Raw genomic sequence first — 14,853 nt, forward strand, 5'->3', positions numbered from 1 at the left:
ATTCGTCGGCCCGTGGATGCCCGTGGATGGGGGAAATGCACCGGTTCCGGCTCAGCACCGAGGCGCTGGCCAACGCCTCCTTCGCGCTCTCCCCGCTCCAGGAGACCGTGCTGGGGCTGCGGCTGTGGACCCACCAGCACGGCTACCCGGAGCAGACCCCGTGGGCGGAGGTGCTCCGCCCGTCCTTCGAACGGCTGCCGGGCGCACCGCTGCTGGTCTCGCTGGTGGGCCCGAACCGGTACGTGCCGGACTTCCTGACGCCCCGTCCGACCACTCCTCAGCCGGACTTCCACGCCGAGCTGGCGGTGGCCAGGGCGCTGCCACCGGAGCAGTTGGCGGCGGAGCTCGGCGCCGCCCACCTGCAGCACGCCCCGGAGCTGCCGCCCCTGCTGGCCCGGGGGTTGGCCGAGGACCCGGCGGAGCTGCTGGTGCGGATCACGGACGCGCTGGAGCAGTACTGGGAGCGCTGCGTGGCCCCGCTCTGGTGGCCCAGGGCCCGGCCGGTGCTCCAGGCCGATCTGGTGCACCGCTCGCGGATCTTCGCCGAGCGCGGCGCGGCGGCGCTCTTCGCCGACCTGGACCAGCGCCTGGAGTACGCGGACGGGGTCCTGACGATCCATCGGGACTGGGGCGACCAGGACGCCGACATCACGGTGGCGGCTCGGGGGCTGGTCTTCACCCCGACCTGCTTCGCCCGGGGCGCGGTCACCTCGATCAGCCCGGACTACCCGCCGTCGATCGTCTACCCGGCCCGGGGCCAGGGCACGATGTCCCCCGTGCCGCAGCCGCCGCCGGCTCCGGCCGCCCTGGAGCTGCTGCTCGGTGCCCCGAAGGCCCGCCTGCTCACCCTGCTCGCCGAACCGGCCTCCACCACCGAGCTGGCCGCCCGCCTCGGCGTCACCCCGGGCGCGGTCAGCCAGCACCTCGCCGTGCTGCACGCCACCCGGTTGGTCACCCGCACCCGCCGTGGCCGCCTGGTGCTCTACGCCCGCAGCGGGCTCGCCGACGAACTCCTCGGCCAGCGGCCCGGCGACGACCCCCCACTGCCACCGGGCTCCTGACACCCCCTCAGGCCGACGGGGGGCCGGGCGGAGCCGTCAGCGCGCACCCCGAACGACGCCGGGCGCCGCACCGCCCGGCACCCCCCGCCTCCCCACACCCCCGGCAGAGCCGTCAGCGCGCCGCCACCGACGCCAGCCGCCGCACCGCCCGACAGCCCCGCCTCCCCACACCCCGGCGGAGCCGTCAGCGCGCCGCCACCGACGCCAACCGCCGTGCCGCCCGGTAGTCCCGCATGATCTGCGCGAAGGTGGTGTGCCCCTGCGTGGTGCGGGCGAAGGCCCGCCAGGCCGGGCCGACCAGGCAGACGGCCGCGTGGAACAGGTGCGGGCGCTTCTCGAACGCGCCGAGCATCACCTTCCCGGCCCGCATCTCCACCCCCAGCCCCGCCTTGATCGCGAACGCGTAGTTGAGCGCCTGCCGCCGCACGTCCGTACGGTCCTCCGCCTCGGCCACCTTCACCGCCCACTCCCCCGCCAGCCGGCCGGACCGCAGGGCGTACGAGATGCCCTCCCGGGTCCACGGCTCCAGCAGCCCGGCGGCGTCGCCCGCCACCAGCACCCGCCCCTTCGACAGCGGCGAGTCCTCGGCCCGGCACTTGGTCAGGTGGCCGGACTCCACGCTCGGGGTGAAGCCGGAGAGGCCCAACTGCCGGATGTACTCGGCCAGGTACTCCTTGGTCGCCTCCCCGTCGCCGCGCGCCGAGATCACCCCGACGGTCAGCGAGCCGGAGTCGGTCTTCGGGAAGACCCAGCCGTAGCTGCCGGGCAGCGGGCCCCAGTCCAGGTGGATCCGGCCCTCCCAGTCCCTGGAGACCTGCTCGGGCACCGGGATCTCGGCCTCCAGGCCGAGGTCGATCTGGTCGAAGCTGACCCCGACGTGCCGCCCGATCCGGCTGGCGCTGCCGTCGGCGCCGACCACCGCGCGGGCCTCGATCCGACGGCCGTCCGCCGTGGTGACGGTGACGGTCCGTCCGCCGTCCTCCGGCTGCTCCACCCCGCTCACCGTGACCCCGGTGACCAGCACCGCCCCGGCCTGCTCGGCGGACTGGGTCAGGCGCAGGTCGAACTCGTCGCGGTTCACCAGGCCGAACAGCATCCGCTTGGAGCGGCGGGTGCGGGTGAGCCGGCCGCCGAGCGCGAAGGTGACCGCGTACACCCGGTCCTGGAGCGGCAGCTTGAAGTCCTCCGGCAGGCTGTCCCGGGACGGGCCGATGATGCCGCCGCCGCAGGTCTTGTACCGGGGGTGCTCGGCCTTGTCGAGCAGCAGCACCCGCCGCCCCTGCCGGGCCGCCGCGTACGCGGCCGAGGAGCCGGCCGGGCCGGCCCCGACCACCACCACGTCCCAGGTCCCGGCCAGCGGGTCCGGGCCGGTGGCCGCAGCGTCGGCGGCGACCACCGAGGCGGCGCCCGACGCGGCGTCAGGATCGGGCCCGGGCACGGCGGGCTGGTCGGAGAGGTCCTGGCCGAGGGTGCTTCCGCTGTCAGTCACAGGCAGCAATCCTAGTCCGCGCCGACTGCGTCGCGACCAGCCCTCCGGGAGTGGCGGCCTATGATCGAAACCACCCGAACAGCTGGTTTCCCCCACCGGCTCCCCTCGACCCGCACACACCCCGGAGCACCCCCGATGACCCAGCAGTCCCTGGCGGACGTCGTCCGCGACCTGATGCCGCGGGCCAAGGCCGACCTCGCCGAACTGGTCGCCTTCGCCTCGGTCGCCGACTTCCGGCACTTCCCGGCCGAGGAGTCGCACAAGGCCGCGCAGTGGGTCGCGGACGCCTTCGCCGCCGAGGGCCTGACGGGCGTCCGGCTGCTGGACACCCCCGACGGCACCCAGTCCGTCTACGCCGAACTCCCCGGCCCGGCCGGGGCCCCGACCGTGCTGCTCTACTCGCACTACGACGTGCAGCCCCCGCTGGACGAGGCCGGTTGGCACTCCCCCGCCTTCGAGCTGACCGAGCGCGACGGCCGCTGGTACGGACGCGGCGCGGCCGACTGCAAGGGCAACCTGCTGATGCACCTGACCGCCCTGCGGGCGCTGCGCCGGGCGGACGGCGGCTACCCCGTCGGCCTCAAGGTGATCGTCGAGGGCTCCGAGGAGCAGGGCACCGGCGGCCTGGAGGAGTACGCCCGGGCCCACCCCGACCTGCTGGCCGCCGACGCCATCGTGATCGGCGACACCGGCAACTTCACGGCCGGTCTGCCCACCGTCACCGCCTCGCTGCGCGGCATCGCCGAGGCCTCGATCAGCATCACCACGCTGGCCGGCGACCTGCACTCCGGCGCCTTCGGCGGCGCCGCGCCCGACGCGCTGCAGTCGCTGGTCAAGGTGCTGGCCTCGCTGCACGACGAGAACGGCGACTGCGCGGTCACCGGCCTGACGGCCGATCAGACCTGGGACGGCGTCCAGTACTCCGAGGAGCAGTTCCGCGCCGACGCCAAGGTGCCGGACGACATCGCGCTGACCGGCACCGGCACCGTGGCGGACCGCCTCTGGGCCCGTCCGGCCGTCACCGTGCTCGGCATCGACTGCCCGCCGGTCTTCGGCGGCTCCTCCTCGGTGCAGTCCACCGCCCGGGCCCGGGTCAGCCTGCGCATCCCGCCGGGCATCGACGTGAAGACCGGCCTGGACGCCCTGGTCGCCCACCTGGAGGCCGCCGTCCCGCTCGGCGCCCACGCCGTGGTGGAGCGCCTCGGCAGCGGCGAGCCGTTCCGCGCCGACACCACCGGCCCGGCCTACGCGGCGATGGCCGAGGCCATGCAGGACGCCTTCGGCACCGCCATGGTCGCCTCCGGCGAGGGCGGCTCCATCCCGCTCTGCAACACCCTGCGCACCCTCTACCCCGAGGCCGAGATCATCCTGATCGGCGTCGAGGAGCCCACCACCCAGATCCACGCCGTCAACGAGAGCGTCGACCCGCAGGAGCTGGAGCGGATGTCCCTCACCGAGGCGCTCTTCCTCCGCAACTACGCTGCGGCCCGCACCAGCTGACGGGGCGACGGGCGGTCCTGCCCGGCCTCACCCGCACGACCGCCCCGGCCCGCCGGGCGCCCCGCCCCACCGGGCCCGGGGCGCCCGGCGCCGGTCGGCGGCCAACCCGCAGAGCGTCGCCCCGAGGGCGGCGCCCGCGCCCGCCCCGAAGCACAGCTCGTCGATCCGGCCGCGCTCGTGGCGAGCCAGGCGGTGCAGCGCGCCCGCGGCGGCGCTCGCGGCCAGCACCGCACCCGCCACCGGGGACACCCGGCCCACGGCGGAGCGGTGCGGGGCCAGCGCGGCCAGACCGAGCAGCGAGGTGCCGTACTGGAGCGCGGTGTACAGCGGCACCCCCACCACCCGGCGGTTCAGCACCGGCAACGCCCGTACCCCGCACCGGCCCTGATGGGTGAACGCGTCCCAGACCACGTGGCTGCCCGCCCCGACGGCCGCCGAGACCGCGAACCAGCCCGGCCGCAGCTCCCCGCGCCGCTCCGGCCGCACCAGCCCGTACCACCAGAGCGCCGCCGCCCCGGCGATCGCCACGTCCACCGTCGGGACCGCCCACCAACGGTGCGTCAGACCGCCGTAGCGGTAGCTCCCGCGCAGCACCGAATCGGCGAAGAATGGCACGTCCGGCGCCATCGCCCCGGCCACCAGCCCGGCCGCCACCCAGGGGCCGCGCCCCAGCAGCGGCAGCACGGCGGCCGGGTGGCTGAAGGTGAACGGCATGCCGCCGATGCTAGGAGGGCCGGAGCTCAGCCACAGGCCCGACACTCCGCCAGGTGCGCGGCGCGCAGGGCACGCAGCCGCCGCAGCCGCCGGGCCCACTCACCGGGCACCCGCCAGCGCGTCCAACTCCTCGGTGAGCGCCGCACGCAGCGCCTCGTGCCGCCCGCCGAGCGCGTGCGCCGGGTCGGCCCACCGCTCGCGCGGGTACCCCCAGACCGGACGGCCGACCAGATCGGCCGGCTCCCAGTCGTAGCGCGGCCAGACGTGGCAGTGCAGGAACGGGTCGGTGTTGCCGAGGATCTCCAGGTTGACCCGGCGGAAGGCCGGGTCGAGCCGGGCACAGGCCCGTTCGACGGCCTCGCCGAGCAGGTCCATCGAGTCCAGGAAGGCGGTGCGCCGGGGACGGGGCAGGTCGGAGAGCCGGCCCGCTGACGGGTCGTCGGTGAGCAGCACGGCGTACCCGGGGAGGAACTGCACGTCCCCGATCACCGCGAACCCGCCGGCCAGCCGGCGTAGCACCGTCGGGTTCTCCCCGCGCAGCGCCGCGCCGATCCGGTCCTTCTTCCAGCTGTCGTCCATGGGTTCCGTTCCGTCGGTGGTTCTCAGTGGCGGCGCGGGCCAGCCGTCAGGCACGCCCGGCCCTGGCGCTCGCGCTCCGTCATGCGCCCACGGCGGCCGGGAGTCCGGCCTCGAGGTACCTGAGCTCCCCGCGCTCCCGGGCGGCCAGGGCGGCGGCCAGCCGGCGCAGCCGGTTCGGCGGGAGCAGGCCCGCCGCCTCGTCCAGGGTGACGAACCGCCAGCCGCGCAGTTCCTCGGCGGGCAGCCGGAGCGCGGCCCGGGCGGTGGCGTCCAGGTGGCCGCCGTCGTACATCAGGCGCAGGCCGCCCCGGCGCGGGCCGGTGCGCGGCTCCCAGTCGACGGCGAGCAGGCGCAGCGCGGAGGACTCCAGCTGGAGTCCGAGCTCCTCGACGGTCTCCCGCAGCGCCGCGTCGGTGGGGGCCTCGCCGCGCTCCACCACGCCGCCGGGGAACTCCCAGTCGGGCTTGTAGACCGGATCGACCAGCAGCACCCGGTCCTGGTCGTCGAAGAGCAGCACGGCCGCCGCCACCGTGTCGCCGGTGGTGTCCGCGCTCTGCACGATCGGACAGCGGGCGCTGCCCTGCTCGACCAGCTCGGCCAGCCGCTCGGCGGTCTGACGGGGCGTCAGGCCGGAGGTGTCCACCAGCTGGGCGTCCCGGCTGAGCCAGCGGCGGGCGGCCCGGTACTGCGGCAGGTGCTCCTGACACCAGCTGCGCAGCCGGGCGCTGGCCGCCGGGTCGTCCGGGACCTCCTCGCGGGCGGCGATCCGTTCGCGCAGGATCGTTTCCTCAGCGTCCAGCACCAGGTGGTGGACGGCCAGGCCGCGGGCGGCCAGCGCGCCGAAGATCTCGTCCCGGTAGTCCTCCCGGAGCAGGGTCATCGGCACCACCAGCGGCCCGGGCACCTCGGCCAGCAGGGCCGCGGCCACCTCGGGCACCAACCGCCGCCAGGCGGCCAGGTCCTGGAAGTCCGAGACGGTGGCCATCCGGTCCGGCGGCAGGATGTGCCGCAGGCCGTAGCCGACCAGCTCGGGGTCGTAGAGCACACTGCCCGGCAGCAGGCCGACCAGTTCCCGGCAGGCGCTGGTCTTGCCGGCGCCGAACGTCCCGTTGACCCAGACGATCACGTGTCCCCCCGCCTCCCGCCGGTCGTGCACCGGCGCTCACTCCCCGGTGGTCCCCCGCCGGGCCCCGGCCCATGCCTGCCCCGGCGGACCACCGTCGCTTCCCGGCCGTACGGCATGTGTCAGCCGCACGCGCCAGCTTCCTGACCTGTTCAGGGCAGGCGCGCCTACCCCCGCTCCGCCGGTTCAGTCCGGTTCGGTCAGCCGCTTCTTCAGCACCTTGCCCATCGCGTTCCTCGGCAGGTCCGGTACCAGCACCACCCGCCGGGGCCGCTTGTGCACGGACAGCCGCTCCGCCACGAAGGAGCTCAGCTGATCGCCCGTCACCGAACCGTCCGCGATGACGTAGGCGACCACCGCCTGGCCGAGGTCCGGGTCGGGTGCGCCGACCACGGCCGCGTCGGCCACCGCCGGGTGGTCGCGCAGCGCGGCCTCCACCTCACCCGCGCCGATCTTGTAGCCGCCGCTCTTGATCAGGTCCACCGAGGCCCGGCCGACGATCCGGTGGAAGCCGTCCGGGCCGATCACCGCCACGTCCCCGGTGCGGAACCAGCCGTCGGCGGTCCACGCCTCGGCGTCCGCGTCCGGCCGGTTCAGGTAGCCGGTGAACAGCGTCGGCCCGGTCACCTGGAGCTCGCCGACGCCCTCGCCGTCCGCCGCCACCGGGGCGCCGTCCTCGCCGACCAGCCGGGTGCGGACCCCGGTCAGCGGCAGGCCGACGCTGCCGGGGCGGCGCTCGCCGTCGGCCCGGGTGGAGACGGTGATCAGCGACTCGGTCATCCCGTAGCGCTCGATCGGGGCGTGACCGGTGAGCGCGTGCAGCTTCTCGAACACCGGGGTGGGCAGCGGGGCGCTGCCGGAGACCAGCAGCCGGGCCCCGGCCAGCGCGCGGGCCGACGGTGCGTCAGCGGTGATCCGGGACCAGACGGTCGGCACCCCGAAGTAGAGCGAGCCGCCCGCCGCCGCGTACGCCTGCGGGGTGGGGCGGCCGGTGTGCACCAGGCGGCTGCCGGTGCGCAGCGCGCCCAGCACGCCGAGCACCAGACCGTGTACGTGGAACAGCGGCAGGCCGTGCACCAGGGTGTCCCCGGCGCTCCACTGCCAGGCCTCGGCCAGGCCGTCCAGGCCGGCCGCGACGGCGGAGCGCGGGATCACCGCGCCCTTGGGGGCGCCGGTGGTGCCGGAGGTGTAGAGCACGAAGGCGGGCCGGTCGGCGGCCGGCTCGGGGTGGGTGCGGGCCGAACGGGCCGTCAGGTCGACCGGCAGCGCCTCGATCCCGTCCACCGGAGGGGCCCCGGCGGGCTGCGCCAGCAGGGTGGCGCCGGAGTCCCGCAGGATGTGCCCGCGCTCCTTGGGGCCGGAGTCCGGCGGCAGCGGCACCACCGGCACCCCCGCCAGCAGGCCGCCGACCACGGCGGCCACGGTGTGCGCGCTCGCGGTGGCCAGCACCGCCAGCGCGGGTGCACCGGCCACCCGGTCGGCCACCGCCGTGGCGGCGCCGAGGAGTTGCTCCCGGGAGAGCAGGTGGCCGTCGATCACCAGGGCGTCGGCGGCGTCGCCGTACGCACCCTCCAGTGCCGTCAGGAGTCCCATGGCCCCGGACTCTACCCGCGCCGGCCCACCGGCCCGCGCGCCGGGATCACCCGGCGGCACGGCCGCGGACGGCGCTGTGGAGCCCGGTGACCGGGTCCGTTCCCACGGACCACCGGGCAGCCGAGCACGACTTGAGCAGCTGCTCCGTGCCACCGTACGGACAGCACCGCCGGAACGCCGAGCGCCATACCCGACGGCCCGAGCCGTCCCGGCCTGCCTCCCCGCCCGGGGAGAGGCCCGTCGGCCCGGGTCCGGGGGACGGGGTCCCGGCCCGGCCCTGGCCGGCCGGGTCCGGGCCGACGGAGCGTCAGAGGACCTGGGAGCGCCGGGACTCCGAGCACTGCGGGTTCCGGCAGGCGCCGGGCCGCCAGGAGTGCAGCAGGCGGCCGTCGGCGTCCTCGGTCGATCCGGCGTGCTCGGCCTCGACGGCCGCGTTGCAGCGGGGACAGGTGAGGTTCCTCGGCTTGCTCGTGGTGGAGCGGAGCTCTTCCATCGGGATGCCACCCACTCTCCGCACGGGGAGACGGTCACCGCGCGGTCGTCGTACGGTCGTCGGCGCTCCGGTGGACCGGTGCGCCGGTGCCCGAGGGCCGGGTGCCAACCATGGTCGGGCGACCGGCCGGTCCCGGTCCACGGGCCGCCACCCCTACGGGGCATCCGTAGGACGAACCGCCCGCACCGCCCCGGCCCCGCCGACCGGCCCCGAGCTGCCGACTCACCGTCAGGAGGTGCTTGACAGCGCCGGGTTCTGTACGGCGGCGGGCGGGCCGGAGTGCCCCCGGCGGACCGTGCTGACCGCCCGGCGGTCCACCACACTGAGCGGGCCCAGACCGCCCAGCAGGGTGAGCAGCCCGGCCGTACCGAGCCCACCGGGCGGTCCGGGGGCGGGTTCGAGCACCGTCACGGTGGAGACCTCGGCGAGCAGCTCGGGCCGCAGGTCACCGGGGCCGCCCGGGCGGGCGGTCCGGCCGACCGGGAGCCAGGCCGGCAGGGTCGGCCCGAAGTGACCGAGCAGCAGGACCAGATCGCTCTGCCGGGCGGCCGATTCGGCCGTGTCCCGCTGGTCCGAGGCCCGGTAGCACCACTGGTCCGGGTGCTGTCCGCGCAGTGTCGGGAACCTGCGGCGCAGCACCGCCACGATCTCCCGCACCTCCTGGAGCGGGGTGCAGGGCACGGTGACGAACGCCAGCCGCTCCGGAGTCGGCGGGGCCACCCGCTCGGCCTGCTCCACCGTACCCACCGTCAGCTCCTCCGGATGACCGGGCAGGACCGGCCACGCCCTGCCGGTGCCGTACGCCCCGGTGCCGCTGCCGATCAGCAGCACCGTTTCTCCTTCGGCCAGCCGGTGTTCGGCGATCCGCCGGGCCTCGGTTCCGGCCGGGCAGAGGGCGGTCGGCGGGGCCCCCGGAGAGGCGACCGGCGGGTGGGCCGGCCACCCGGCTGACGGAGCGTCGGCCGGGGCGGGGCGGGGCCTCGGGGCGGCCCCGGGAGCAGCGCCGCCCGGCCGGGCGGTGCAGGCGGCGAGCGGTTCGGGCAGCAGCACCCGGCGGGTGCGCAGCACGGCCGTGAAGCCGTACACCGCCCGGCGGGCCGCCCCGACCAGGCGGGCGGGCGCGGCGGCGGCCAGGCCGACCACCCCGCCGGTCGGGTCGAGGTAGCTGGTGGCCACCAGGCCGGGCCTGCCCTGCTGGCGGCCGGCCGGCTCCGCGCCGCCCCGCAGGATCACCGGGCCGGGCTCGCACGGGACGCCGCGCTGCTCCAGCCAGGCCGTCAGCAGCGGGGCGGCCGGGCAGTGGACGGTGCCCCGCTCCGGGTGCTCGAACGCGGTCACCACGGTGACCCGGTCCGCCCTGCCTCCCGCCGTGCGGAAGTACTCCGTCCTCGTCGACCGGTGCACGTGCCGTCAACCTCCTTCGTCCGACGGCCGGACACCCCGCCCGGCACATCTTGGTGATCTTCGGAAGCGCACCGGTTCCGGATCGCGCGCACCGGGGGGCGCACGGTGGCGCCCGACCGGAGCACCGGAGCGCACATGCCGCAGGCACGCGCGCGACACCCCGCGCGCGGAGACCGCCGCCCGAACGCCCGCACCACCCCCGTACGGACGGCCGCACCCTCGGAGCCCGCGCCTCGGGGCCCGCGCCCTCACCCCCGGAAGGTCCTCCCGGGCGGCGAGTGGAGCAGGTGGGCCACGTGCGGGCTGCGGCGGTGCGGGAGCAGCGCGGTCCGCATGGTGGCCTGGGCCTCGTCCACCCGGCGGGAGTCCAGCCCGGTGCGGACGGCCAGGAACCGCTCCCAGGCCAGACAGGCACCGTCCAACTCACCCGCTGCCAGCTGGAGTTCGCCGAGCCGGGCCAGTACCAGCGCCTGTGACCTGGCCTCGTTGGTCGGCCGCAGCCGGACGGAGAGCCGCAGATCGGCGAGGGCGCCCTCGTGGTCACCGAGGCACTGGCGGACCTCGGCCCGTTGGTACGCCAGGGCGGCGGCGTTGTAGCCACCGAGGCTGGGCCAGGGGCCGGTGGCCCGTTCCAGCTCCCGTTCGGCCTGCCGGATCGCGCCGACCGCCTCCCGGCGGAGTCCCACTGCCGCTCGGGCCAGGGCGAGTTGGCCGTGCAGGAAGGCCAGCGTGCGCGGGTCGGAGCGGGCCGCCAGGCCGAGCGCGCGCTCGGCCAGCCGGAGTGCGGCGCCGTGGTGGCCGAGCCCGTGGGCCTGCAGGCTGAGAGCCCGCAGCACCAGGGCCAGGGTGTGCGGTTCGCCGCTCTCGTCGGCGAGCTCGGCAGCCGTGCGGTACCACTGCTGGGCCGCACCGTGCCGGCCGTGGTCGACGTGCAGGAAGCCGCCGAGGATCACCAGCCGGGCGCAACTGCCCAGCAGGGCACGGCGGGTGACGGGGGTGGCGCTGAGCCGCAGCCAGGGCAGCGCGACGTCGGTGGTGAAGCCGGTGAGCGCGCGGAGCACGGTGCCGGAGCCGGTCAGGTGGTCGCTGTGGGAGAACTGCGCGGTCAGCTCCTCGACGCAGGCCACGTGTCGGGCGCCGAGCCGTTCGCCGCCGCCGTCCCCCGGCGGTCGGGGGCGGACCACCCCGGAGCGGGGCGGCAGCAGGTCCAGATCGGCCGGACGGTAGACGGCCGCGGTCACCGCCCGCAGCGGCCCCGGGTCGTAGCGGTCCGCCGCTCCGCCGCCCGGCCCCGCCGCACCGTCCGGGGCGTCGGGGTCGGCGGGGACGGTAGCCGGGGCGCCGAGCCCGGTCTCGGCCGGGCCCACCGGGCGGCCGAGCCGCCGGGAGAGCGCCTCGGCGATCAGCAGCGGCACCGGGGGCCGGGGCCTGGTGCCGGTGAGCCACTGGCTCACCGAGGCCCGCTGGTAGTGCAGCCGCAGTCCGCTCTCCCACCCGACCGCGTTGACGGCCCGGGCGAACTCCTCCCCGGTCCAGCCCGTCTGCGCCAGCAGCAGGCGCAGACCCACGTTGTCCTTGGGGATGCGGGGCATGAGGGCTCCACTCGTCGATCGGCCGGGAGGCAACTGCCGTTCCCGTCATGCCCGGTGGAACGAGCCGGTGAGCGCCCACCGAACGGGGGTTCATCGGCGCAGGGGAGCACGCACCACCACCGCCGGGCGCCGGTGTGCCCCGGGCCCGGCCCCGACGTGTACGACCTCTTGACGGGGCGTCACTCTTGACGCCCCGGTGCGGCCGGACCACTGGAGCCGGGGCCGCCCGCGCCCGATGCATCCGGAAGCCCCGGCCGCTCTCCCTCCCCCGGCCGGTGCCGGGCCCCGGGACCGTCCCGGGTGCCCCCATCCCCGGAGCTGAGGAGCTCGGTGTGACATCCCATCTGGCCGGCCGGATCGAGCGGGCCTTCGACGCCCGGGACACGGCGGCGGCCGACGCGCTGTGCGCCCCGCACTACCGTGAGCACGGCACCGTGATCGACCCCGTCCCGACCCCCGTCCCCACCGCTGACGGCCCGCGCGGCCGGCTCGGCGCCCTGCTCACGGGGCTGCCGCCGGACTTCCGGTACAGCCTCGAACTGACCCTGCAGGAGGGCGAGTTCCTCGCCCTGATCGGCGTCTGCGAGGGCCTGCCGGGCGGCCCGGTCGGCTCGGTGGACCTGTTCCGGACGCACGGCGGCCTGCTGGTCGAGCACTGGGACGCGCTCGGCGCCCTGCCCGAGGTCCCGTTCGGCCCGCCGCACCTGCGGCGCTACGGGATCCCGGAGCCGGACGCGGCCCGGCGGCACACCGAGCAGGCGGTCCGGCTGCTCGGCGCGGAGGGCGGGCTGGTGTACGCGGAGCGGCTCGGCGGCCGGCTCGGCACGCACGGCCACGACGGGCAGCCGCTGCGCACCGGGCAGCGGCGGCTGGAGCGGACGGTGACCGACGGGGGCCAGGTGCTGCTCCAGTCCACCCTGGCCACCGTCGGCGGTCTGCGCACCGAGTACCGCCTCTACGACCTCGGCCGGGCGGACGCCCCGACCTGCTGGCGGCTGACGGCCCCTCAGCGGCCCGGCGCCCAGGCCGCCTCGGCCGCCCCGGCCGCGCTGCCCGGCGGACGGCGGCCCGATCCCGCCGGGGCCCGGCGGAGCTGACCGGGTACGACGGAGCCCCGGAACGACGGAGCCCCGGAACGACGGAGCCCCGGAACGACGGAGCCCCCGCCGGCGCGCGCTGCGCTCCGGCGGGGGCTCCCGGGTGCCCGGGTGGGGCTCAGCCCTTGCGGGCCTTCACCTCGGCGGTGAGCTGCGGCAGGACGGCGAACAGGTCGCCGACCACGCCGTAATCGACCAGCTCGAAGATCGGGGCCTCGGGGTCCTTGTTGACCGCGACGATGGTCTTCGAGGTCTGCATGCCGGCCCGGTGCTGGATCGCGCCGGAGATGCCCGCCGCGACGTACAGCTGCGGCGAGACCTGCTTGCCGGTCTGGCCGACCTGGTTGGTGTGCGGGTACCAGCCGGCGTCGACGGCGGCGCGCGAGGCGCCGACGGCCGCACCGAGCGCGTCGGCCAGCTCCTCGACCACGCCGAAGCCCTCGGCGGCACCGACGCCACGGCCGCCGGAGACCACGATCGCGGCCTCGGTCAGCTCGGGGCGGCCGGAGGAGACGCGGGCCGTGCGGCCGGTGACGGTGGCGGCCTTGCCGGTGAACTCGACCGTGACGTTCTCGACGGCACCGGCGGCGGCAGCGGCCTCCGGGCTGGTCGAGTTCGGCTTCACGGTGATGACCGGGGTGCCCTTGGAGACCTTCGACTTGACCTGGAAGGAGGCCGCGAAGACCGACTGGGTGGCGACCGGACCGCCGTCGCCGGCCTCCAGGTCCACCGCGTCGGTGATGATGCCGGACTCGAGGCGCAGCGCCACGCGGGCCGCGACCTCCTTGCCCTCGCCGGAGGAGGTGACCAGCACGGCCGCCGCGCCGGAGGCCTTGGCGATCTGGGTCAGCGCGTCGACCTTGGGGACGACCAGCTGGGTGGAGAACTCGTCGGCGTCGGCGACGTACACCTTCGCCGCGCCGTACTCGCCCGCCTTGGCGGCGATGTCGGCGGCGGCGGAGCCGGCGCCCAGGACGACCGCCGAGGGCTCGCCGATGCGGCGGGCCAGGGTCAGCAGTTCGAGGGCCGGCTTGCGGACCACACCGTCGGCGTGGTCCACGAGAACCAGGATCTCAGCCATGATTTCTTGCTCCTGATGGATCGTGAAGTGCGCTAACGGGTGGTCAGATGAACTTCTGCTCGGCCAGGTACGAGGCGAGCGCCTTGCCGCCCTCGCCCTCGTCCTTGACCACGGTGCCGGCGGTGCGGGCCGGGCGGGCGGTGATGGTCTCGACGGCGGTCCAGGAGCCGGCCAGGCCGACCTCGTCCGCCTCGATGCCCAGGTCGTCCAGGTCCAGCGACTCGACCGGCTTCTTCTTGGCGGCCATGATCCCCTTGAAGGAGGGGTAACGGGCCTCGCCGGACTGGTCGGTGACCGAGATCACGGCCGGCAGCTCGGCCTCGAGCTGCTCGGTGGCGGCGTCGCCGTCGCGGCGGCCCTTGACCGTGGTGCCCTCCAGGGAGACCTCGGAGAGCAGGGTGGCCTGCGGGACGCCCAGGCGCTCGGCGATCAGGGCCGGCAGCACACCCATGGTGCCGTCGGTGGAGGCCATGCCGCAGACGACCAGGTCGTAGCCGGTCTTCTCCAGGGCCTTGGCGACGATGGCGGAGGTGCCGATCACGTCGGTGCCGTGGATGTCGTCGTCGTTCACGTGGACGGCCTTGTCGGCGCCCATCGAGAGCGCCTTGCGCAGCGCGTCCTTGGCGTCGTCCGGGCCGACGGTGAGCACGGTCACCTCGGCGTCGCCGTGAGCCTCGGCGATCCGGAGCGCCTGCTCCACGCCGTACTCGTCCAGCTCCGACAGGAGGCCGTCCACGGCGTCCCGGTCGGTGGTGGTGTCGTCCGCGAAGCGACGGTCACCGGTCGCGTCGGGCACGTACTTCACACAGACAACGATCCTCAAGCTCACGGCCTGTCTCCTGTACTGGTCTCGTCCGGCGGCAGCAGCCGCGCGAGTGGATGCGAACACGCCACGCACCCACTCCGGGCAGCGGATTCCTGTGCCCGACCGGAACTTGCTGGCAGCATACTCGCGAGTAGCTTAGCCGTCACTACTGGCCAGTAGCTTAGCTCTGCCGCAGTCCGGCCGGGCCCTCCGCACCCCGTGCCGCCCGCCGCCCCGCAGGGCCCCGGACGGCCGCACTGCCGTCTCCGCCCCATCCTGCCCCAGGCCGCGCCGACTACCCCCTGACGGGGCGGCTGATCGA

13 protein-coding genes are annotated in these 14,853 nt (G+C 75.9%); 3 read left to right on the top strand and 10 right to left on the bottom strand.

The window, feature by feature from the left end; all coding sequences use genetic code 11:
- The first annotated feature begins 26 nt into the window (after positions 1-26).
- Positions 27-1,061, top strand: coding sequence for an ArsR/SmtB family transcription factor (locus ACIRBX_RS32620; protein WP_402302696.1), 1,035 nt, complete (start codon positions 27-29; stop codon positions 1,059-1,061).
- 184 nt (positions 1,062-1,245) lie between these two features.
- On the opposite strand, the gene ACIRBX_RS32625 is transcribed toward ACIRBX_RS32620, so the two are convergent.
- A complete protein-coding gene (locus tag ACIRBX_RS32625) occupies positions 1,246-2,457 on the bottom strand; it encodes a geranylgeranyl reductase family protein (RefSeq protein WP_402302776.1) in 1,212 nt (403 codons plus the stop codon).
- A 228-nt stretch (positions 2,458-2,685) separates the two neighbouring features.
- Here ACIRBX_RS32625 and ACIRBX_RS32630 point away from each other — a divergent pair, with 228 nt between their 5' ends.
- Positions 2,686-4,050: a dipeptidase gene (locus ACIRBX_RS32630; RefSeq protein WP_402302698.1), complete on the top strand. Its 1,365-nt coding sequence runs from the start codon at positions 2,686-2,688 to the stop codon at positions 4,048-4,050.
- 27 nt (positions 4,051-4,077) lie between these two features.
- Here the strand turns inward: ACIRBX_RS32630 and ACIRBX_RS32635 are convergent, their stop codons facing one another.
- The 7 genes from ACIRBX_RS32635 to ACIRBX_RS32665 all read right to left on the bottom strand — a co-directional run bounded on the left by ACIRBX_RS32635 (position 4,078) and on the right by ACIRBX_RS32665 (position 11,548).
- Positions 4,078-4,764, bottom strand: coding sequence for a DUF4184 family protein (locus ACIRBX_RS32635; protein WP_402302700.1), 687 nt, complete (start codon positions 4,762-4,764; stop codon positions 4,078-4,080).
- Positions 4,765-4,863: 99 nt separating this feature from the next.
- Positions 4,864-5,343, bottom strand: a complete 480-nt coding sequence (locus tag ACIRBX_RS32640) for a diadenosine tetraphosphate hydrolase (RefSeq protein WP_402302702.1) — start codon at positions 5,341-5,343, stop codon at positions 4,864-4,866.
- Between the two features lie 79 nt (positions 5,344-5,422).
- The gene (locus ACIRBX_RS32645; protein WP_402302705.1) at positions 5,423-6,469 is read right to left on the bottom strand and encodes an NUDIX domain-containing protein; all 1,047 of its coding nucleotides are present in this window, start codon (positions 6,467-6,469) and stop codon (positions 5,423-5,425) included.
- Between the two features lie 183 nt (positions 6,470-6,652).
- The gene (locus ACIRBX_RS32650) at positions 6,653-8,059 is read right to left on the bottom strand and encodes an acyl-CoA synthetase (RefSeq protein WP_402302706.1); all 1,407 of its coding nucleotides are present in this window, start codon (positions 8,057-8,059) and stop codon (positions 6,653-6,655) included.
- A gap of 307 nt (positions 8,060-8,366) precedes the next feature.
- Positions 8,367-8,552, bottom strand: a complete 186-nt coding sequence (locus ACIRBX_RS32655) for a hypothetical protein (RefSeq protein ID WP_402302708.1) — start codon at positions 8,550-8,552, stop codon at positions 8,367-8,369.
- 228 nt (positions 8,553-8,780) lie between these two features.
- Positions 8,781-9,956 (bottom strand): hypothetical protein, encoded by a 1,176-nt coding sequence (locus tag ACIRBX_RS32660; protein ID WP_402302711.1) that lies wholly within the window; start codon positions 9,954-9,956, stop codon positions 8,781-8,783.
- Positions 9,957-10,204: 248 nt separating this feature from the next.
- A complete protein-coding gene (locus ACIRBX_RS32665; protein ID WP_402302712.1) occupies positions 10,205-11,548 on the bottom strand; it encodes a tetratricopeptide repeat protein in 1,344 nt (447 codons plus the stop codon).
- Positions 11,549-11,880: 332 nt separating this feature from the next.
- Here ACIRBX_RS32665 and ACIRBX_RS32670 point away from each other — a divergent pair, with 332 nt between their 5' ends.
- Positions 11,881-12,645 (top strand): hypothetical protein, encoded by a 765-nt coding sequence (locus ACIRBX_RS32670; RefSeq protein WP_402302715.1) that lies wholly within the window; start codon positions 11,881-11,883, stop codon positions 12,643-12,645.
- Between the two features lie 118 nt (positions 12,646-12,763).
- Here ACIRBX_RS32670 and ACIRBX_RS32675 read toward each other — a convergent pair whose 3' ends face one another.
- Entirely contained in the window at positions 12,764-13,726 is a 963-nt protein-coding gene (locus ACIRBX_RS32675; RefSeq protein WP_402302718.1) for an electron transfer flavoprotein subunit alpha/FixB family protein, read from the bottom strand.
- Positions 13,727-13,769: 43 nt separating this feature from the next.
- A complete protein-coding gene (locus tag ACIRBX_RS32680; RefSeq protein ID WP_402302720.1) occupies positions 13,770-14,555 on the bottom strand; it encodes an electron transfer flavoprotein subunit beta/FixA family protein in 786 nt (261 codons plus the stop codon).
- Positions 14,556-14,853 lie beyond the last annotated feature (298 nt).

Source organism: Kitasatospora sp. NPDC096147, assembly GCF_044763225.1.
GTDB lineage: Bacteria > Actinomycetota > Actinomycetes > Streptomycetales > Streptomycetaceae > Kitasatospora.

Excerpts from the sequence above, each read along its gene's own strand:
- ACIRBX_RS32655 (WP_402302708.1), bottom strand. The coding sequence starts at position 8,552 with ATGGAAGAGCTCCGCTCCACCACGAGCAAGCCGAGGAACCTCACCTGT.
- ACIRBX_RS32635 (WP_402302700.1), bottom strand. The coding sequence starts at position 4,764 with ATGCCGTTCACCTTCAGCCACCCGGCCGCCGTGCTGCCGCTGCTGGGG.
- ACIRBX_RS32650 (WP_402302706.1), bottom strand. The coding sequence starts at position 8,059 with ATGGGACTCCTGACGGCACTGGAGGGTGCGTACGGCGACGCCGCCGAC.
- ACIRBX_RS32665 (WP_402302712.1), bottom strand. The coding sequence starts at position 11,548 with ATGCCCCGCATCCCCAAGGACAACGTGGGTCTGCGCCTGCTGCTGGCG.
- ACIRBX_RS32640 (WP_402302702.1), bottom strand. The coding sequence starts at position 5,343 with ATGGACGACAGCTGGAAGAAGGACCGGATCGGCGCGGCGCTGCGCGGG.
- ACIRBX_RS32620 (WP_402302696.1), top strand. The coding sequence starts at position 27 with ATGGGGGAAATGCACCGGTTCCGGCTCAGCACCGAGGCGCTGGCCAAC.
- ACIRBX_RS32675 (WP_402302718.1), bottom strand. The coding sequence starts at position 13,726 with ATGGCTGAGATCCTGGTTCTCGTGGACCACGCCGACGGTGTGGTCCGC.
- ACIRBX_RS32630 (WP_402302698.1), top strand. The coding sequence starts at position 2,686 with ATGACCCAGCAGTCCCTGGCGGACGTCGTCCGCGACCTGATGCCGCGG.